Origin of the sequence: Amphibacillus sediminis NBRC 103570 (assembly GCF_001552275.1) — a bacterium.
GTDB lineage: Bacteria > Bacillota > Bacilli > Bacillales > Amphibacillaceae > Amphibacillus_B > Amphibacillus_B sediminis.
The window spans coordinates 1-19989 of the sequence record NZ_BCQW01000008.1; the positions used below are offsets into that span (position 1 = coordinate 1).

General features: G+C 37.9%; 17 protein-coding genes, 1 tRNA gene, 1 other RNA gene and 1 other annotated feature. Of the genes, 6 read left to right on the plus strand and 13 right to left on the minus strand.

From position 1 onward, the window contains the following. Positions 1-416 precede the first annotated feature (416 nt). From ASE01S_RS06910 to tadA, 7 genes are all read right to left on the minus strand, one after another. Positions 417-668 carry a pro-sigmaK processing inhibitor BofA family protein gene (locus ASE01S_RS06910; RefSeq protein WP_067840327.1) on the minus strand — a complete coding sequence of 84 codons (252 nt, stop codon included), beginning with the start codon at positions 666-668 and terminating at the stop codon, positions 417-419. Positions 669-775: 107 nt separating this feature from the next. Then, positions 776-985: a YaaL family protein gene (locus ASE01S_RS06915; protein WP_067840329.1), complete on the minus strand. Its 210-nt coding sequence runs from the start codon at positions 983-985 to the stop codon at positions 776-778. Positions 986-998: 13 nt separating this feature from the next. Then, positions 999-1595 (minus strand): recombination mediator RecR, encoded by a 597-nt coding sequence (gene recR, locus ASE01S_RS06920; protein ID WP_067840331.1) that lies wholly within the window; start codon positions 1593-1595, stop codon positions 999-1001. An 11-nt stretch (positions 1596-1606) separates the two neighbouring features. Further along, on the minus strand, positions 1607-1933 hold the full coding sequence (locus ASE01S_RS06925) for a YbaB/EbfC family nucleoid-associated protein (RefSeq protein ID WP_067840333.1): 327 nt from the start codon (positions 1931-1933) through the stop codon (positions 1607-1609). A 33-nt stretch (positions 1934-1966) separates the two neighbouring features. Beyond that, complete coding sequence (gene dnaX / locus ASE01S_RS06930) at positions 1967-3673, minus strand: DNA polymerase III subunit gamma/tau (RefSeq protein ID WP_067840335.1); 1707 nt, start codon at positions 3671-3673, stop codon at positions 1967-1969. Between the two features lie 214 nt (positions 3674-3887). Further along, positions 3888-4153, minus strand: an RNA gene (gene ffs / locus ASE01S_RS06935) — signal recognition particle sRNA large type. Positions 4154-4233: 80 nt separating this feature from the next. Continuing rightward, entirely contained in the window at positions 4234-4743 is a 510-nt protein-coding gene (gene tadA, locus ASE01S_RS06940; protein WP_067840337.1) for a tRNA adenosine(34) deaminase TadA, read from the minus strand. A gap of 255 nt (positions 4744-4998) precedes the next feature. Between tadA and ASE01S_RS06945 the strand changes: the two genes are divergently transcribed. Then, positions 4999-6285: a glycoside hydrolase family 18 protein gene (locus tag ASE01S_RS06945; protein ID WP_067840339.1), complete on the plus strand. Its 1287-nt coding sequence runs from the start codon at positions 4999-5001 to the stop codon at positions 6283-6285. Positions 6286-6361: 76 nt separating this feature from the next. On the opposite strand, the gene ASE01S_RS06950 is transcribed toward ASE01S_RS06945, so the two are convergent. Next, on the minus strand, positions 6362-6877 hold the full coding sequence (locus tag ASE01S_RS06950) for a type 1 glutamine amidotransferase domain-containing protein (protein WP_067840341.1): 516 nt from the start codon (positions 6875-6877) through the stop codon (positions 6362-6364). Between the two features lie 321 nt (positions 6878-7198). Between ASE01S_RS06950 and ASE01S_RS06955 the strand changes: the two genes are divergently transcribed. The 5 genes from ASE01S_RS06955 to ASE01S_RS06975 all read left to right on the plus strand — a co-directional run bounded on the left by ASE01S_RS06955 (position 7199) and on the right by ASE01S_RS06975 (position 12947). Then, entirely contained in the window at positions 7199-8689 is a 1491-nt protein-coding gene (locus tag ASE01S_RS06955; protein WP_067840344.1) for a spore germination protein, read from the plus strand. Positions 8690-8704: 15 nt separating this feature from the next. Then, complete coding sequence (locus tag ASE01S_RS06960; protein ID WP_067840345.1) at positions 8705-9796, plus strand: GerAB/ArcD/ProY family transporter; 1092 nt, start codon at positions 8705-8707, stop codon at positions 9794-9796. A gap of 50 nt (positions 9797-9846) precedes the next feature. Then, a complete protein-coding gene (locus ASE01S_RS06965; RefSeq protein ID WP_245630334.1) occupies positions 9847-11031 on the plus strand; it encodes a Ger(x)C family spore germination protein in 1185 nt (394 codons plus the stop codon). Positions 11032-11648: 617 nt separating this feature from the next. Further along, positions 11649-12284 (plus strand): deoxynucleoside kinase, encoded by a 636-nt coding sequence (locus tag ASE01S_RS06970; RefSeq protein WP_067840348.1) that lies wholly within the window; start codon positions 11649-11651, stop codon positions 12282-12284. Positions 12285-12287: 3 nt separating this feature from the next. Next, a complete protein-coding gene (locus ASE01S_RS06975) occupies positions 12288-12947 on the plus strand; it encodes a deoxynucleoside kinase (protein WP_067840350.1) in 660 nt (219 codons plus the stop codon). 266 nt (positions 12948-13213) lie between these two features. Here ASE01S_RS06975 and proC read toward each other — a convergent pair whose 3' ends face one another. The 5 genes from proC to guaB all read right to left on the minus strand — a co-directional run bounded on the left by proC (position 13214) and on the right by guaB (position 19640). Next, positions 13214-14023, minus strand: a complete 810-nt coding sequence (gene proC, locus ASE01S_RS06980; protein ID WP_067840353.1) for a pyrroline-5-carboxylate reductase — start codon at positions 14021-14023, stop codon at positions 13214-13216. Positions 14024-14358: 335 nt separating this feature from the next. Next, positions 14359-14451 (minus strand) — tRNA-Ser (locus ASE01S_RS06985). A gap of 66 nt (positions 14452-14517) precedes the next feature. Further along, entirely contained in the window at positions 14518-15792 is a 1275-nt protein-coding gene (gene serS, locus ASE01S_RS06990) for a serine--tRNA ligase (RefSeq protein WP_067840356.1), read from the minus strand. 322 nt (positions 15793-16114) lie between these two features. Next, positions 16115-16322 (minus strand) — a binding site (T-box leader). A gap of 251 nt (positions 16323-16573) precedes the next feature. Then, on the minus strand, positions 16574-17905 hold the full coding sequence (locus tag ASE01S_RS06995; RefSeq protein ID WP_067840359.1) for a D-alanyl-D-alanine carboxypeptidase family protein: 1332 nt from the start codon (positions 17903-17905) through the stop codon (positions 16574-16576). 262 nt (positions 17906-18167) lie between these two features. Continuing rightward, complete coding sequence (gene guaB / locus ASE01S_RS07000) at positions 18168-19640, minus strand: IMP dehydrogenase (protein ID WP_067840361.1); 1473 nt, start codon at positions 19638-19640, stop codon at positions 18168-18170. Positions 19641-19989: the final 349 nt, after the last annotated feature.

A 19989-nucleotide genomic window follows, 5' to 3' on the forward strand; every position in this document is an offset into this window, starting at 1 on the left:
GCACTTACGTGCGCATCGATCAGAATCGATGATCTTTTTATTGCTCGGTTTCAAGCACTAGCTTTTCTTACTTTTTTGTACTGGTTGGTTGATTCAGTTTTCAAAGATCAATCAAGTTATCGAAATCGATAACCATTTAATTATACTAAAACACAATAGTAAAGTCAAGTTTTTTTAAATTCAACTTTGCTTTGCATATTTAGTTAAAAATGACGCCTAAATAATATAGCATGATAAATATTAAAAAACAAGTCTTTTTAAAAAAATATTATTATTTTACCCAATAGCTTACGATATAATCCTCCCTAGAGAAACTACAGAAGATATATAGTTTAGATTTTTTTGGGTGCTTTTTTTGCAAAAAAAAAAAGGGGTACTCCTTTTTGATCCTTTTGTTCTCATCTCTTTTTCAATAACTAAAGTATAAATAAGTGTAAAGAACTAAGGGCGATAACTCCTGGAATACCTAAAAATCCAGCCAGAGATGCTGTGAATAGATTAATGGGTACATGCAAGCCGAACGAGCCACTAAATAGATTTAAAAAGAAGATACATAATGCTCCAATCGTCACCTTTACTAATGTTTTAGACAGTAATTTAAACGTTTTCCTATGAAACAAGCTAATGAGAATGAGACAGATTATACCTATAATAACCATTGTCTGCATGTGATCACTCCTTATTGACTTTCTCTTTTCCTTCAATCTTCCCTAGTACACCTCTACCTTTAAGTTATGAGAGAAGGGCAAAAAAAAGAACGCCCATCATATTTTAGCTAATGACGGGCATTAATGTTTCGATAGCGAGCTTCTCTAAGTAAATAAAAATACTTAGCTTCAGCAATCATTAAATCAAATTGACCAATTTCGCTCGGTTCCACACTTCGTTCGATAATTCCTTTTAACTTAACCCATTCGGATTGTAAACGGAGTATCTCTTCAAGCAAAGCATCTTCTACTACTTTCCGTTTCTTTCTAAACCCCATTCAGCCACTTCCTTTATAGTTCACGTCTTCCTTCTAAAGCTTTTGATAGTGTGACTTCATCAGCGTATTCTAAATCTCCACCCATCGGCAAACCATGAGCAATTCGGGTTATTCGAATCCCTGTTGGCTTGACTAATCGAGATATATACATGGCTGTCGCCTCTCCTTCAATATTAGGATTTGTCGCTAAAATTAACTCTTTCACTTGTTCATCCTTGAGACGGTTTAATAAAGAAGGAACATTAATATCTTCCGGTCCTATTCCATCCATTGGTGATATAGCACCATTTAACACATGGTATTTCCCGTTGTATTCTCGCATTTTCTCCATTGCAATCACATCTTTAGGATCCTGAACAACACAAATGACAGATTCATCTCTTGATTGATCCTGACAAATAACACAAGGATCTTGGTCAGTTATATGACCACAAATATTGCAATGGGTTAGCTCTCTTTTTGCGTTAACTAGTGCTTTAGCAAAGTCTAATACATCGTCTTCCTTCATATTTAGTACAAAAAAAGCCAGTCGGACCGCTGTTTTCGGTCCAATGCCTGGCAGCTTAGTAAAGCTATCTACTAGCTTTGAAATTGGTTCTGGATAATACACAATTACCCCTCCTAGAACATTCCTCCGGGTAAATTCATCCCTTGGGTAAACTTGCCCATTGTTTCATTTGATTGATCATCTACTTTTGTAAGAACTTCATTAGTTGCGGCAATAATAAGATCTTGAAGCATCTCAACATCATCCGGATCAACAACCTCTTCTTTTATCTCTACTTCAAGAATTTCTTTCTTTCCGTTAGCTACAACTTTTACCATGCCACCGCCGGCTGTTGCTTCAAAGGTCATTGCTTGAAGTTCTTCTTGAGCCTTTAGCATATCTTTTTGCATTTTTTGCATTTGCTTCATCATTTTATTCATGTTTCCCATATTTCCTCGCATTTGGAAATTCCTCCTTAGGTTTATTAAATTTAATTACTCGTCATGTATTTCTAATAAATCATCGCCGACAAGCTTTCGAGCCTCAGTCACTAAAGGTTCATCTAAATCTGATCTTGACTCTTCTGTGTCTTTCTGCTCTGGTGATTGTTGGCGTTGTTTCTCAATAAATTCCTGACGTACCTCCAACCAATTGGCTTCAGGAATCGGTATAATGGTTGTTGACTGGCCCAATAAATCATACAATAAACCTTCTATTGTCTCTTGGTGATCAAGTGCAAGCGAGCAATGGATCTCATATTTAAATGCAATGATCACTGAATCCTCTGACGCAGCACTCGGCTTAGCATCTTGTAAAGTAGCATGAGCAGGGGCATTTTGCTGCTTTAGCATCTGCATAAAGCTTGCCCATTTGCTTTGGACACGTTTTAAGTAAGTTTTTTCTGCTTGCTCTAAAACTTGACGTACACGCTCCAAAGGAATTCTGTAACCATTTTTTGAAAAGGTTGGACTCTTTTTTGGCTTAGTATGCTGTTCTTCTATCTGCTTGAGTTGATTGCCTTTTTGCTTTAAACCTGTTAGTTCTTTTTCTAGTTTAGCAAGCTTTTCTGTTAACTGCAAAATTTGCTGATCATCTATTTGATGACCTTGGGATTCATTTTTTTGCTCAGTTACTTTCAGGATAGCAATTTCTAAAAAAACTTTAGGACTATTCGTCCACTTCATATTCTGTTGACACTGATTGAATTCATTAATGGCTTGTTGTATCCAATTAACAGTAATGGTTTCAGCAAGCTCCTTAAATGCATCGTCTACAATAGCCCTTTCCATGATATCTTCTAAATTAGGCGCACTCTTCGCTAATAGTAAATCACGCAAAAAATAGATTAAGTCATGAACAAGTCTACCCGTATCCTTACCATCTCGGATAAAGCTGTCGATGAGCTTTAATGCTTTTGGCGTATCATGGTGGTACAATCGTTGAATAAATTGAATTAGCTTATCTTGCGAAACAGACCCAGTTACAGCAAGCACGTCTTCTAATTCCACCTGCCCATCACTGTAAGAAATGGCTTGATCTAATATACTTAATGCATCTCGCATACCACCTTCGGCAGCAAGGGCCACAGCATGATAAGCAGGTTCAGTCACAGTCGTACCCTCACGACTCATTATGTCCTGCATTCTTCCAATGATATCATGGTTAGATATACGCTTAAAATCAAACCGTTGACAGCGTGAAATAATGGTTAGTGGGATCTTATGTGGCTCAGTTGTAGCTAAAATAAAAACGACATGTTTCGGTGGTTCCTCTAAAGTCTTTAATAGCGCATTAAAAGCCCCTATAGAAAGCATATGTACCTCATCAATAATATACACCTTATAGGTTACAGAACTTGGTGCGTATTTGACTTTATCTCTTATATCACGAATTTGCTCTACTCCATTGTTAGAGGCAGCATCGATTTCCATCACATCACTAATGGCTCCTGTCTGTATACCGATGCATGCATCACATTTACCGCATGGATCCTTTACAGGTGCTTCACGACAATTTATGGCTTTGGCAAAAATTTTGGCTGCGGTTGTTTTACCGGTACCACGAGGCCCTGAAAATAAATAGGCATGTGAAAACTTATCCTTAGCAATAGCATTTTGTAATGTTCGAGTAATATGGGATTGTCCAACAACATCAGCAAAGCTTTGTGGTCGCCATACGCGATAAAGGGCTTGGTAGCTCATTTTTTGCCTAATCCTCTCTAATTGGATTTCCTTTCTTATTATAACTGAAATTGAATGCGAATGTGAATAGTTATCCTAAACAACTGATAGCTCTTTTTATTCGTAACGATCACTCTCAGACACACAAATGGTTGCAAACGTCTTTATGTAGTTACTTTTATATAGACAAAAACCCTTACCACGAATGGCAAGGGATTGACTAACAATTATAACGCCGTGCACCCATCCTTGATAACAACACTCCAAGCGTTACACAAGTTCATGGCTCAGCCTAGGCTTCCCTGCGGCACACGAGAAAAAACCGCTTACTGCTGCTTCCTTCCGGACCTGACAGGATTCACGGGCTCCCGTTGCGCAGGACCCAAGCGTCAACACCAATTCGTTATGGCAGACCTTAAAATGTTGTACCTCAAATGGGAATTCAGTCTCGCTACAGCGGATTGCGAGTAAAGGGCACCGCTACCTCCCCACCTAGCACGGCAAGATTGCTAACAAAAATTAATATGCGTCTTTTCCGACGCATGTATTAGTATAAATCGTTTAGTACAAAAATGCAAATCTTAACCGTTGTTATTTTTTTCCTCATCAACTGTCATTGCAGCAGCTTTGGCTACTTGCTTTTGCTGACGTAGCTTTTTAAAAAAATCCGTTAATATTTGACTGCATGCCTCTTCAAGTACACCACCTTGTATTTCAACTTGGTGATTAAAGCGATCATCTTGTAATAGATTGACTATTGATCCTGCACAGCCAGCCTTCGGATCATATGCACCAAAAATGACGCGAGGAATTCTTGCTTGTAAGATCGTTCCAGCACACATTGGACAAGGCTCTAAAGTAACATATAATGTGCAATTTTCTAATCTCCAGCTTTTGGACCAATCATTTGCTTGGTTAATGACAAGCATTTCAGCATGAGAAGCTGTCGTTTGAAGTGATTCTCTTAAATTGAAGGCGCGAGCCACCACCTTTCCCTCATGTACAAGTACTGCTCCAATTGGTACCTCGCCTAATTGTTCAGCTTTAATAGCTTCGGCAATAGCCAATTGCATGTAATCCTCATCAGTCATGTTAAATATCCTTTCATCCATTTAGTTTTAAGGTTAGTCTGTGCCACAGAGCTAAGTTGAGATTGGAGCATGTGCCCCTTTCAACAGATATTTAGTAGAACACAAACTCACGATCAGATGCTTCGCCCTATCATTGTGAGTTTTTTGAACAAGCCTTTATGGCTTAGTTTAACAAATTTCATTTAAAAAAAGTACTTCAATGAGCGAATCACGCATAGGCTTAGAAAAGAATGAACGATGTGAGGAGGAAAGCGTGTGCAAATTTATTCTGTTGAGCAAGGGGATACGGTTTACAGTATTGCTAATCAATTTGGTTCAACTGTAGCAGCTATTGTTGACGCCAATGAATTGGAAGCCCCAAATCAGCTTGTTGTTGGTCAAGCATTAGTGATCCCTGTTGTTGGACAGTTTTATTTTGTCCAACCAGGTGATAGCTTGTTTAGTATTGGTCAACGATTTGGTATTAGTCCGACTGAGCTAGCCAATATTAATGCCATTGATCCTAATCAACCACTTCCGGTTGGCCTAAGATTATATATACCAGAACAAGTAAAACAATTAATTGAAACGAATGCCTATGTTGAACCAATTGGTGATACTGTCTCAGAAACATTGATTAATGCAACTAGAAAGCATGCCGAGCTACTCACCTACCTATCTCTCTTTAGTTACCAAGTTAACCGTGATGGAACTTTACGTCCACCACTTCTTGATAACTTTAGACAGATCGCTGAGGAGAACCAAGCTGCTTTATCACTCGTTGTAACGAATTTGGAAGAAGGGGCTTTTAGTGATGAGCTGGGAAGCTTAATTGTTAATGATAGAGCCATCCAAGAAACTTTACTGAATAACATTATTGAAACAGCAAGGGCCGGCGGCTATCGTGATGTCCATTTTGACTTAGAGTTTTTACCGCCTGCAGATCGTGAAGCCTATAATAATTTCTTGCGTTATGCTAAATCACGTTTAAGTGAGGAAGGTTTATTAATGTCAACCGCACTTGCACCAAAGGTAAGTGCGACTCAAGAAGGTCCTTGGTATGAAGCACATGATTACAGGGCACATGGAGAAATAGCGGACTTTGTCATTCTGATGACCTATGAATGGGGTTACAGTGGTGGTCCCCCAATGGCTGTTTCACCTATTGACCAAGTAGAGCGAGTTGTAGATTATGCCTTAACAGAGATGCCAGCCAATAAAATTATGTTAGGTCAAAATTTATACGGCTATGATTGGACATTACCTTATCAGCCAGGTGGAGAATACGCTCGAGCGATAAGTCCTCAGCAAGGCATTGCACTAGCTCGTGATCATAATCAAGCTATTTCATTTGATCCAGTTGCTCAAGCCCCTTATTTTCACTATGTCGACACAGAGGGAAATGAGCATGAGGTTTGGTTTGAAGACGCAAGATCGATTCAGGCTAAATTTGATTTAATCAGAGAAAAAGGTTTACGAGGGATTAGTTATTGGAAATTAGGTTTAGCTTTTCCCCAAAATTGGCTCTTGCTTGAAGACCAATTTAACATTAATAAATATTAACTAACCCCGCCTATCACTGATAAAGCGGGGTTGCTTTTTCAGAGGGAATGGAATGCCTAGTCAGTAAGGTCTGTGATTACGAATTAAGCAGTCGTAATGATTCACGGTTAAATGCTTCGAGGTCGTCAGGTGTACGACTGGTAACAAGTTGCTCTCGATCGACAACAACCTCTTGATCAAGGAAATCGGCCTTAGCATACTCCATATCAACTTTTATAGAGTTAAATCCCGTTGCTTTTCTTCCCTCAAGTGTCTTAGCAGTAATGAGCAACTGAGGGCCATGACAAATAGCAAAAACGGGCTTTTGAGCCTCCATAAATCCTTTGGCAAATTGTACAAATCGGTGATCTCCCCGTAATATATCAGGTGAGAATCCTCCCGGAATGAATAAGGCATCAAATTCCTCTATCTTAACCTGATCAATCCCCCGTTCTACCTTAAGTTGAACTTTTTGATTTTTTCCCGTTACAGTAACACCTTCTTCCTTACCAATCGTTACCACTTGATGTCCCGCCTCTTGAAATGACTCAACTGGTGAGGTGTATTCAATATCTTCAAATAAATCAGCAATAACAACAGCAATCTGCTTCATATTCGATCCGCTCCTTTATCTTGTGATCTATTTGTTTAAGGTATACCCATGTATAGATAGGTTAAAACTATCCAGACTAATTTTATAAAAAGTGAAACTTCATTCAGTGGGGGTTTCAACGCATAGGATGTGCTCGTGCAGACGTTGCGACACGACGTCGCGAACTTACCTCTCTCCTCCACTGAACGTTAGTTGAACCAATCGGGCCGTTACGGGCTGTTGGATCTCCCACATAGAAATGACGTGTTCCCTTATTTCTTGAACTCGGAGTCTTACAAAAGCCCCAGACAGTTACACGGCGATAAAAGGGGGTGAATCGGATTGCAAAATCGTAGAAAAAAGGCAAAAGGTAATGAATTTGGAGTAGAAAATAAACTGAGTTCAGACTTAGTGGCAAATATAGACTTGCTCAAGCATTGCTTTTCTTACGGTAAAAATAATGATTTTTCAATGAGAGTTTTCCAAGCAAAATATAATCAAAAGGATGTGTTGCTATGTTATTATGCCTCTCTAGTTAACAGCGACAAAATTGAGCAAACAATTATTCGGCCATTGTTAGAGCAGTCTGGATCATCACTCTATCATGTTATTATTCCCGAAAGTGTTAAAGTCACATCAAATTTAAATGAAATTCAAGATCATATGACTAGTGGAAAGGCCATAATGCTTATGGAAGATGACCCGATTGCTTATTCAATCGATGTCTCTAATTTCGAGCATAGAGGGATTAGTCAGTCAGAAAATGAAAGTGTTGTACGTGGTCCTAAGGAGGCTTTTACTGAATCACTTCGTGTCAATATTTCACTTGTACGTAAGCGAGTACGTAATCACAACTTGATGACCGAAGTGAAAAAAGTTGGTGACCGTTCAACGCAAGATGTTCAACTACTTTATATTGATAACTTGGTCAATGATAAATTACTTGAGGAGGTTAAGGAAAAGTTAGATGCGATTAAAGTCGGTAATGTTCAAAATTTAGAATTATTAGAGCAATATATTGAGGATCGTCCCTATTCCATATTTCCCAGTATTTATTATACAGAACGGCCAGATAATGCCGCTATTTACTTAGAGCGTGGGCATATTATTCTTTTAATGGAGAGTTCTGCTGCTTGCTTGATTGTACCCATTACATTTTGGTCTTTTATCCATAACCCCGAGGATCGCTATATGCGGGTTATTTTTGGTAATTTCACGAGAGGCGTTCGTTTTTTAGCCTTATTTTTGACGACAATGATCTCAGCCATCTATGTTGCCTTAGCTAATTTTCATAGTCAAATGATCCCGCCTGATCTATTACTTGCCATTACAGTAACTCGAGAGCGTGTTCCCTTTCCGCTTATTTTAGAAGTGCTGATTATGGAGGTCGCTTTTGAGCTGATTAGAGAAGCAGGTATACGCATTCCAAATCCATTGGGTCCCACGATCGGGATTGTTGGAGCGCTTATCTTAGGACAAGCTGCAGTAGAAGCCAATATTATTAGCCCAATTATTGTGATCGTTTCAGCCTTATCTGGGTTAACATCATTCGCCATCAGTGATCCGAGCTTTAATTATACGGTTCGAATCACGCGTTTTATTTTTATTTTATCAGCAGGCTTTTTCGGTATGTACAGCTTGGTTATGGCCTTTACAATTTGGTTTATGTACGCTGTCTCATTGAAATCCTTTGGTATCCCTTACTTTGCTCCCTTAGCACCGATCTATCTATCAAATCAAGATACTTATTTTAGAAAAGCCATGCGTAAAGAAAAATGGCGACCGGGTTATTTGTTGCCCAAAGATCTCCAGTCAGCTCGGAAAGATAAATAAAGGAAGAGGATGACAATGAAAGTAGATAAGAAATTAGCAGCTTTTGAAATGTTTTCTCTAACGATGATCTTAATTGCACTAAAGCTAACCGACACAACACCATCCTTATTCGCACAAAAAGCTCAAAATGCCTTTTGGTATATTCCGCTGCTTGCCTTTATTGTCATACTCCCAAGCCTTCTAATCCTGCTCTATTTACTAAAGCACTATCAAGCTAAGCACCTCATTAATTTATTGGAAATTTTGCTAGGCAATAAGTTAGGTAAAGCTATTGGCTTTATTTTTTTACTTTTGAACATAACATTTATATCCTTAGATAGTCGCAATTATGTTGAACAAATAAGAAATTTATACTTTTTGAACTCTTCGACCCTTATTATTTTTGTACTCTTTACGATAATTTGTATTTTCGGGGCGATTCGAGGTATTGAAGTGATCGGATATACGGCGAAGATCTTTTTTCCGTTTATCTTTATTAGCTTTTTTTTGTTGGCTTTTCTAATATATGAAGAATTGGTCTGGGACCGTATTTTTCCTATCTTCGGGTCAGGACTCCCATTAATTGTCGAAGAGAGTCTGTTAAAAGGATCGATATATAGTGATTTTATCCTTCTAACTATGGGCTATTCAGCCTTTCGAAAGTCACATGACTTCAATACCGGGGGCTTAGTTGGATTACTATTCGCTATTGGCGTTATTACTTTTTTCTTTTTGATCTATGCTGTTGTCTTTGACTATAATTCGATTGAAAAAATTTCATTTCCTTTTCATGAAATTACGCAATACGTTAATTTAGGGGATTTCTTTACAAATATTGAAACGTTTTTTATGGTTTTTTGGTTATTAGCTACTTTTATTCGATTTATTCTACTTCTTTACTTGCTGACATGGCTTTTTGGGGCGATCTTCAATATCAAGCACTTTGAGCTATTAATACTGCCAATGGGCTATTTAGTTATGGTGGTCGGTTTAGTCCCTGATAACTCTGTCGTGAACGAGCTCATTTACCGTAACCAATTATTAAATTTAATGACCCCGATTATAATGGGGTTTCCATTGGTATTACTGCTCATTCATTTATTTAAGCGAAAGAAGGTGGAAAATTGAAACTCTTATGGCTAGTTTTATTATCCTTTTTTATTATGGGATGCGAGGATATGATTGAGTTGGAAAAGCAATCCTATGTTATTGCTGTTGGTATTGATGAAACTGAACAAGAGGGAATCTTTTTATTTACCTTTCAAATTGCCAATCCTGAAGTTGGCTCTATCGCCTCATCAGTAGGATCAGAGCAAGAAGCAAGCGAAACGGTAACCATTAGAGGGACCGATATTATGACAGCAACAACAACAGCAAATGCTTTTGTCACCAAACAAATTGCGCTTGATCAAACACGTGTCATTATTGCCTCTGAATCATTAGCTCGATCTGATCAATTTATTCGCATTATTCAATCAGCGGGAAGGACACCACAAATTCGAAGAAGTGTACAACTGATTATTTCACAAGAAGATGCAGCCACCTTTATAAAAAATAATCAACCAACACTAGAGCAAAGACCACATAAATATTATCAATATATGTTGACTAGGGCAAAAGAAACGGGAATCATTCCAGATGCTGATCTCCATCGTTTTTTTCAAATTACTGAGGGAGATGCCGATTTATTCTTGGCTATGTATGCCACTACAAATACGGATCCCAAAATAGATCGTGGTAGTGAAGATAATTTTTATGCTGGCCAAATTCCTAAAAGTGGTGGTAACCCTACTCAGTTTATGGGCTCAGCTGTTTTTAAAGAAGGGATCATGATTGATCGCTTAACAGGTGAAGAAACGAGAATTGCCAATATCCTTGATAAAACAATGGAAATGTCTGAGTTACTCACCACCTATCCAGATCCATTAGCTCCAAAGTATCGTGTCGCAGCTGACTATATTCAAAGTCAAGAACCTATAATAGATATACAATATGATGCTGAAAGAAACCATGCAACCATTAATGTGCTAGTCCAGTTTGAAATAGAAATACTAGCTATCCCAAGCTTAGTCAACTACTCACAAAGTGAAGCAGATAAAGCGACCTTAGAAAAATCCATTGAAGACTATAACGAAGCAATCACAAAAGAGCTAATTAAAAAAACACAAGAAAGCTACAGGGCTCAGCCATTTTATTGGTCACTTTATGCAAGAAAGCATTTCAAGGATATTCCAGCCTTCGAACAAGCAGATTGGAATAAAAATATCTATCCCAACGCTGATATTCATGTGTCTTATCAGCTAAAAAAAATGCAGTTCGGTAATTTATTAGATGACACGAACCTAAATGAGGTACGAGATTAATGCAAAAACTTCTATTTGTGCTTGTTTGCCTATATTTGTCGTATTATTGCCTAACATTCAGTCGTAAGCTGTTACGTGAAGCAAACAGAATCGGTGGTATTGCGGTAATAGGCCTCAACTTACTGTTTATTATTGTCACATTCTTAATCCAAATTCTATAAGCAGAATCAAATGCGCCTTGGTGTATTTACGCCCAGATTTTATCGACTTCGCTTGATAAATTTCTGCTAAAAACCTGTGGGTCCCGCCGGAGGCTTTAACTTTATTCAGCAAGGGTTGATCTCCATTGTATTAAGCATTTCATCTTACCACTTATAAATGTGGGAGAATTCTGCTGAATGAAGTTAAATATCTGCGACTTTTGAGACTAGGTTAAAAGAGGCGCTTAACTTTATATGTTTTATCCCAGCCCTGGTAAGGGGAATCGATCGACCTTTCATAGTCCACTCCGATTCTCCTACTGAAAAAAATAAACCTGATCCGCTCCTCAAATATATAACACTAATTTTATTTTTTATATTGATATATTTATGAACTTTTACCGATTCGATTCTAAATATGATAGAATAGTTTTTGTCTTTATTATTGAAAGGTTGTAAGTTTAGGGAGGAAATAGTATGCAGCAGGTTCCTTTTATTGCAGTTGAAGGACCAATTGGTGTCGGCAAAACATCTTTATCTAGAAAAATAGCTAAACACTTTAATTTTCACCTTTTGAAAGAGATTGTTGAAGAAAATCCTTTCCTAGGTAAGTTTTATGACGATATTAAAGCATGGAGCTTTCAAACGGAAATGTTTTTCCTATGTAATCGCTATAAACAGATTGAGGATATTGATAAGCTTTATTTGAGTAAAAATAAGCCTGTGATAGCCGATTATCATATTATGAAAAATATGATCTTTGCGAAACGCACTTTATCAGGATACCAACTGGAGAAATACGAGAAAATCTATCATATTCTGATGGACGACATGCCTAAACCTAATGTGTTAATTTATTTGGATGCAAGTCTAGATACTTTATTACATCGTATCGATCAACGTGGAAGAACAATTGAAGAAAATATTCAACCGGCTTATCTAGAGCAATTAAAATATGATTACCAGTCATATATGGATAATTTTGAGCAGACCCATCCGAATATCCCTGTTATTCGTATTGACGGAGATAGCTTAGATTTTATCAAATATCAAGCTGACCTTGAAGCGATTTTTACTAAAGTTAAGCCACATATTGCTGAAGGAGTTTTATAAAAAATGAATTTAAGAGAAAAATATAATATCCCTCATGATAGTGTGATAACCATTGCTGGAACTGTCGGAGTAGGGAAATCTACCATGACCCATGCTTTAGCTAATGCATTAAACTTTCGTACTTCATTAGAAAAAGTTGATACAAATCCTTATCTAGATAAGTTTTATGCAGATTTTGAACGTTGGAGCTTCCATCTGCAAATCTATTTTCTAGCAGAACGTTTTAAAGAGCAGAAACGTATTTTTGAATATGGTGGTGGCTTTATTCAAGATCGCTCAATCTATGAAGACACCGGCATTTTTGCTAAAATGCACTATGAGAAAGGTACCATGAACCCAACTGATTATCAAACCTATCGTAATTTATTTGATGCCATGGTAATGACGCCATACTTCCCACATCCACACTTGCTTATTTACTTAGAAGGAACACTAGCAGAGATTCTTGAACGTATTAAAGAACGTGGACGACCAATGGAGCAGCAAACCCCTGTTTCATATTGGGAAGAAATGCATAAGCGTTATGAGGATTGGATTAATAGCTTTAATGCTTGTCCAATTTTACGGATAAATATTTCAGACTACGATTTAATGCACGATGAAACTTCAATTGAGCCAATTTTGGAAAAGATAGGACACTTTATTAATCAATCACGTTACTAATAATCTACCTTATAAAAACAGGTGTCATCAGTAGAATTCTGATGACACCTGTTTTTTAGAGGTTCAAACATTTATAAACTATTAGTTAATATAATGGAGTTTGTGAAACCAAATAAGCCTTTAACTTTATTCAGCAGGGGTTTGTACCCCCACTGAATGGAATACAAAGCTACCTTCACCTCACCACTTATAAAAGTAGAAGACTTCTGCTGAATGAAGTTAAAATGACCCTTTGAGCAAGCAGATAACGTATAGATTTGATTAGCTTAACGATTATTCCCTAATTCAATTGACCTTTGGTAAGCTGCTTGGATTGCTTTTTTTACAATTTGATCAGTCTGATCTGTTTCAAGGCTAGCGATACCAGCTTCTGTTGTACCGTTTGGGCTAGTTATTTTTTTGCGTAGCTCAGCAGGAGAAGCAGTTGATTGGTTAAGCATTTGGGCAGCACCTAAAAGTGTTTGATTAATCAGTGCTTTTGCGCTAGCTTCTGATAACCCTAATGCTATGGCCGCTTCTTCCATTGCCTCTACGATATAATAAAAGTAAGCTGGACCACTTCCAGCAATGGCAGTTGCGATGTGAATGTCTTCCTCTGAAACTTGTTCAACAATCCCAACTGTTTCAAACATTTGTCTGGCCATTTTTACATGCTCATCATTGGCAAAGGTTCCTTTTGCTATCGCTGTTGCACTTAACCCCACCATGGATGAGGTATTGGGCATTGCTCGGATGACAGCCATATCTCGATTTAAAAACTGTTCAATATATGTTGTGGGTATACCAGCCATAATTGAAATAATAAGCATCTCTTTATTTATAAATGATTTTATATGTTCTAAAGCAGTTTGGGCATCCTTTGGTTTAACCGCAAGCACAAGGATATCTGCTTCTGAAACAGCTTCGCTAAGCTTTTGTTCAACTTGAATATGATACTTATTATTTAATTCAGCTAGACGACGAGTGTTTGACTTATTGGTTACAACAATGGATTTGGGTGAAAATTCGGCTGTGACCATACCAGCAATTAAAGCTTCCGCCATGGATCCCGCACCAATAAACGTGATTTTATTCATTGATTAAAAACCTCCATATCTGATTGTATCCTACCAAAATATGATATTCCTGTACAGTTTAAAACCCTGAATATTCTAACTATTAGATCAAATACCTCTTATCAGATTAGCGCCCAGATTTTATCGAGCTCCGCTCAAAAATTGCTGTTAAAACTATGGCAGCTTTCGGAGGCTTTAACCTTATTCAGCCGCAGTTGTGCCCCCACTGAATCAATACAAATAGGCATTCATCTCACCACTTATAGAAATTAAGGACTTCTACTGAATATAGTTAAATAATTAAAAAGATCTTATCACCTAAATGATAAGATCTGATATCGTCCATAAGTATAATATGGCGGAGGAAGAGGGATTCGAACCCCCGCGGGCCGTGAAGCCCCTGTCGGTTTTCAAGACCGATCCCTTCAGCCGGACTTGGGTATTCCTCCGTGAACTGACGACAAGATTTATATTATCAGTTCTCATTATACCTGTCAATATTTTTCTAAATTTTTTTACTGAATAATTGTTTTCCCGCCCATATAAGGCTGTAAAACCGTTGGGACTGTCACACTGCCATCTTCATTTTGATAATTTTCTAAAATGGCAGCTACCGTCCGTCCAATGGCAAGTCCTGAGCCATTTAAAGTATGGACGAATTCAGGCTTTGCTTTATCAGCACGGCGAAAACGAATACCAGCACGACGAGCTTGAAAATCTTCAAAGTTGGAGCAAGACGAGATCTCTCGATAAGTATCATTGCTTGGCATCCAAACTTCAATGTCATACTTTTTAGCTGCTGTAAAACCTAAATCCGCTGTACACATACTCATGACTCGGTATGGTAATTCTAAAAGCTGTAACACTTTCTCGGCATGTCCTGTTAATTCCTCTAACGTTTGGTAGGAATCTTCAGGCTTAACAAAATGGACTAGCTCCACCTTATTAAACTGGTGCTGGCGAATAAGACCTCTTGTATCACGGCCAGCAGACCCAGCCTCTGAACGGAATGAAGCACTATAGGCTACAAATTTTTGTGGTAATTGTTCAATTGATAAAATATCATCACGATAAAAATTGGTAACAGGGACCTCTGCAGTTGGGACTAAAAAGTAGTCCCAATCTTGTATTTTAAACGCATCTTCCTCAAATTTAGGTAATTGGCCCGTTCCTGTTAAGCTTGTTCGGTTCACCATGTAAGGTGGTAGCATCTCACAATAACCATGCTGATCTGCATGTAAATCCATCATAAAGCTAATTAATGCACGCTCTAACCTTGCCCCTAAACCAGTATAAAAAACAAACCGACTACCCGTAACTTTTGCAGCCCGTTCAAAATCTAATAATCCTAGATCGGCTGCTATATCCCAATGCGGTTTTAATTCATAGTCTGTCGTCTTTACTTCTCCCCATTTACGTACTTCTACATTGTCTTCTTCAGAATTACCGACTGGTGTTGATTCGTGTGGGATATTTGGGATTGACAGTAATAATTGCTCAAACTTTGCTTCAACTTGATTTAACTCACGATCTATTTCTTTAATTTGGTCACTAACTGCACGCATTTCTTGAATTAAATGGTCGGCATTCTTCTTATCCTTTTTTAGGCTGGCAATTTCCTTACTAACATCATTTCGCTTTGCTTTTAATTCCTCTGTTTTGGCAATTAATTCTCGACGTGATTGATCAAGTATTGGAAATTGATTGAGATCTGTTAGGTCCTCACCTCGATGCTTTAACTTAGCTTGGACCTCTGCAAAATTTTGTCTTAATACTTTTACATCTAACATCATTCATTCCTCCAAATTAATTAAAGTTAACGCTAATCTTACTAAAATAAAGTGAAAGTGCGTGTTTCGACCGAGAGGATGTGCTCGTGCAGGCGTTGCGGCACGACGTCGCGAACCTAGTCAGCTTCCTCTCCCCCCCACTGAACGTGAGTTGAACCAATCGGGCCGTTATTGGCTGCTGGATCTCCCATTTAGACATGACGTGTTCCCTTATTTCTTGAACTGGGAGTCTTACAAAAACCCTTCGATGGGGTGAGTAATTGCAGCCCCAGCCAGTTACACTGCGATAAAAAACACAAAAAACTCCCATCCCTAATTAAATATTAGGGACGAGAGCTATTCCCGCGATGCCACCCTGATTGAAGACACTATGTCTTCCAACTTCATTTCAAGATAACGGTTTAAACCGGATATGTTTTTGACCACATATCACTCAAGGATGGATTCACCATATTTTCACACTAGTTCACACCAACCACTAGCTCTCTTAAGAAAAAAGATTGGTTACTAATTCCTATCAACGTATTATAAATTTCAATGATTTTAATATATCATAGCGAAAAGATCCTTAAGATGCAAGGCCTTTTATCGATTTATTTAAATGGTAGAGATATGACGTGTTCCCTTATTTCTTGAACTGGGAGTCTTACAAAAGACCTTCGATGGGGCGAGTAATCGTAGCCCTAGCCAGTTACACTGCGATAAAAATGTTTATTCATCTTAATTAAAGATCTGCCTTCATCATAGCTTAACCAGTATATTCCGCTATATTCAAAACCCACTAAAACCAGCCTTTGACCGTTTCAACGACTGTGGTAAAGATATTAGCAAAAAAGTCACCAATTGCATTCAGGGTTAGCATAAACCAATTGGCTTGTTCAACTTCAGTTACTGTAATTAAATCGACAGTTTGTCCATTACGATCAGATTTAATATTGCCATAATCTCCATTACCATCATAAACTAATCGTGCTTCTCCAACTTTCTCTCCACGTTCCAAAGGAGCGATTAACTGTCCATCTTCATTTAATTTATTTTCATCAATAATATACTCAATTGAATAGCCTTCTTCTTCACCGACACGAACCATTGATGAAAGACTATCAGCTAGTTCAATTTCAACTTCTTTTTCTTTACCTTTACTTACTTCCAACAATGATTGATTTTCTAGCTGATACCCTGCAGGATATAGCTCAGTATGATTAAATTCATTAAAGCCATAGTTTAAAAGCTTTTGTGTTTCCATAAAGCGTGAGCCATAGCTATCCGTCCGCATGACGACCGTAATTAAACGTTGTCCATCTCTTACTGCTGTTCCAGTAAAACAATAACCCGCCTCTGTGGTGTAACCTGTTTTTAAACCATCAACACCTTCATAGAAATATTGAGCAAAGTTTGTATTATTCCAAGGTAGCATCCAATTTAAATTTTCTAAAGGCTCACCATCTAACTCAGAATGGATCGTACTAGAAAAATCTAAAACCTCTGGATAATCATTCACAAGATGGTAAGCTAAAGTAGCAGCCGAACGTGCTGAAATTAGATTATCAGCATCTGGATCCGTACCTTCTGGATAATTATCACCTAGACTTGCGTTGGTTAGCCCGCTTGAATTGACAAATTCAAAGTCGGTTAAACCGAGCTCTGTTCCCTTTTGATTCATTAACTTGACAAATTCACCTTCACTACCTGCTACTAATTCAGCTAAAGCAATGGTAGCAGCATTGTCTGAAATGATAGCCATTGCTTCATATAATTCCCGCACCGTATAGTCCTTATTCTGTCTTAAACCTATGCCAGAAAAAGACGTATTGGCTGCAATACTATAGGCATAATCACTAATTTGAACGGTTGTCTCCCAGCTTATTTGATCTTGATTAATCGCTTCTAAGACTAAATATTCAGTCATCATCTTGGTCATACTTGCTGGAGGTAACTTAATATCTGCATTTTTAGCAAATAAGATATCACCTGTATTTGCATCTACTAAAATGGCAGACTCTGCTGCAATATCTAAAGCTTGTGCTTCTAAAGTTAAAGGTTTGCCGTTAAATAATATCATTGTACATATGATTAGAAAGCCTATTAAGGTCTTATTCAGTATTTTTTTCAACTTCATTTACCCCCAAAATAATTTGTTCCACAACCGTTATTCTACCATATTCCTTTTCTTTACGATATCTACTTTTGAACTGTATTTTTTTCCAGACTAAAGACGATCACATTTTTGCCTTTATCTAAGTTGAACGAGCAATGTTTAATGATATGAAAATCAGGAAAAAATACCCTAATCCTATTAAACCATCGTACTCATTGCGAGGTTGCTAGCAAAATAAAAAGGCTTATCCCAATGGGACTCGCCTTTTTAGTAATTCTTATTGAACAGAGTAGTTAGGAGCTTCTTTCGTTATTTGTACATCATGAGGGTGAGACTCTCGTAAGCCTGCACCAGACATTCGAATGAATTGAGCATCTTGTCTAAAGGCTTCAATGTCTTTAGCACCACAGTACCCCATACCGGCTCGTAAACCTCCAAGCAACTGATGTACGGTATCAGATAGAGGACCTTTATAGGCAACACGGCCTTCGATACCTTCAGGTACAAGTTTCTTAGCATCATTCGTATCTTGAAAATAACGGTCTTTCGAGCCTGACTTCATCGCTCCAACAGAACCCATACCTCGATATACTTTGTAGCGTCGACCTTGGTAAATTTCAGTCTCTCCAGGACTTTCACTTACTCCTGCAAATAGGCTTCCTAGCATAACTGCTTTCGCCCCTGCTGCAATTGCTTTGGCAATATCACCAGAATATTTAATCCCGCCATCAGCAATAACTGGAATACCGTATTTATCTGCCTCTGCAGCACAATCATTGATCGCTGTAATTTGTGGAACACCCACCCCTGCAACTACTCGGGTTGTACAAATTGATCCAGGTCCAATACCAACTTTAACGATCGAAGCACCTGCCTCAATCAATGCCTTCGTTGCTTCTGCTGTAGCCACATTTCCAGCAATGATATCTAAATGAGGGTATTTTTCTCTGACACGTTTTACTTGATCGATGACTCCTTTAGAATGGCCATGGGCTGTATCTATAACAATGACATCAACACCTGCTTCAACTAGCTTGTCTACACGTGTCATCGCATCAATGGTAATCCCAACGGCAGCACCGACAAGAAGCCGTCCCTGGCTATCTTTGGCTGAGTTCGGAAATTCAATAACTTTCTCTATATCTTTAATGGTTATTAAACCTTTTAAAACTCCATTATTATCAATAAGTGGTAACTTTTCAATCCGATGCTTTTGTAGTATTTTGCTTGCTTCTTCCAATGTAGTCCCTACAGGAGCAGTAACAAGATTTTCACTCGTCATGACTTCTGATATTTTTATTGAATAATCTTCAATAAAACGTAAATCACGATTGGTTAAAATACCTACAAGCACTTGATCTTCCTTATTATTGACAATTGGAACACCTGAAATTCTGAATTTACCCATTAAATGCTCAGCATCAAAAACTTGATTATCGGGCATTAAGAAAAATGGATTTGTAATAACACCACTCTCTGAGCGTTTAACACGATCAACGTGCTCGGCTTGGTCTTCAATAGACATATTCTTATGGATGATACCAATTCCGCCTTGGCGGGCCATCGAAATCGCCATTTCTGCTTCGGTAACAGTGTCCATACCAGCACTAATTAAAGGCATGTTCAACTTTAAGCCATCGCTCAATGTCGTTTTAATCGATACATCTCGAGGTAATACCTCTGACTGTGCAGGAATTAACAAAACATCATCAAACGTTAGGCCTTCTTTGGTAAACTTGTCCTCCCTCATTATTACTCCTCCTTTTAGTTTCTTTTTCTCTTTAATCTAGTCATGCTCTTTTTCTTATTGTTATTTACAATACGATAACCATTCAGCTTTTTCAACCTTTTTTCGCAACTGTTCAGTCTCATTAATTAAATTCAGTTTAATCAGAAAAGTCGAAAGATTGTAACATATTAAAATATTAACAGATTAGCTAATTTTATCTAACTGTAATAAAAAAGACTTGGAGCAGCCATACATAGTTTCGTCCGGGCATCACTTCAAGACATTTCGAGGTGATATAGCGTCCGTTCTTTAAATGAATGCTGCTCCAAGTTATCAAATTATTGTTATTCTCTATCTATTTGCCAACATC

Coding starts and splice junctions, on each gene's coding strand:
- ASE01S_RS06970 (WP_067840348.1), top strand. CDS start 11,649: ATGCAGCAGGTTCCTTTTATTGCAGTTGAAGGACCAATTGGTGTCGGC.
- ASE01S_RS06915 (WP_067840329.1), bottom strand. CDS start 985: ATGGGGTTTAGAAAGAAACGGAAAGTAGTAGAAGATGCTTTGCTTGAA.
- guaB (WP_067840361.1), bottom strand. CDS start 19,640: ATGAGGGAGGACAAGTTTACCAAAGAAGGCCTAACGTTTGATGATGTT.
- tadA (WP_067840337.1), bottom strand. CDS start 4,743: ATGACTGATGAGGATTACATGCAATTGGCTATTGCCGAAGCTATTAAA.
- ASE01S_RS06965 (WP_245630334.1), top strand. CDS start 9,847: ATGATTGAGTTGGAAAAGCAATCCTATGTTATTGCTGTTGGTATTGAT.
- serS (WP_067840356.1), bottom strand. CDS start 15,792: ATGTTAGATGTAAAAGTATTAAGACAAAATTTTGCAGAGGTCCAAGCT.
- ASE01S_RS06925 (WP_067840333.1), bottom strand. CDS start 1,933: ATGCGAGGAAATATGGGAAACATGAATAAAATGATGAAGCAAATGCAA.
- ASE01S_RS06950 (WP_067840341.1), bottom strand. CDS start 6,877: ATGAAGCAGATTGCTGTTGTTATTGCTGATTTATTTGAAGATATTGAA.
- proC (WP_067840353.1), bottom strand. CDS start 14,023: ATGAATAAAATCACGTTTATTGGTGCGGGATCCATGGCGGAAGCTTTA.
- ASE01S_RS06975 (WP_067840350.1), top strand. CDS start 12,288: ATGAATTTAAGAGAAAAATATAATATCCCTCATGATAGTGTGATAACC.
- ASE01S_RS06910 (WP_067840327.1), bottom strand. CDS start 668: ATGCAGACAATGGTTATTATAGGTATAATCTGTCTCATTCTCATTAGC.
- dnaX (WP_067840335.1), bottom strand. CDS start 3,673: ATGAGCTACCAAGCCCTTTATCGCGTATGGCGACCACAAAGCTTTGCT.
- ASE01S_RS06960 (WP_067840345.1), top strand. CDS start 8,705: ATGAAAGTAGATAAGAAATTAGCAGCTTTTGAAATGTTTTCTCTAACG.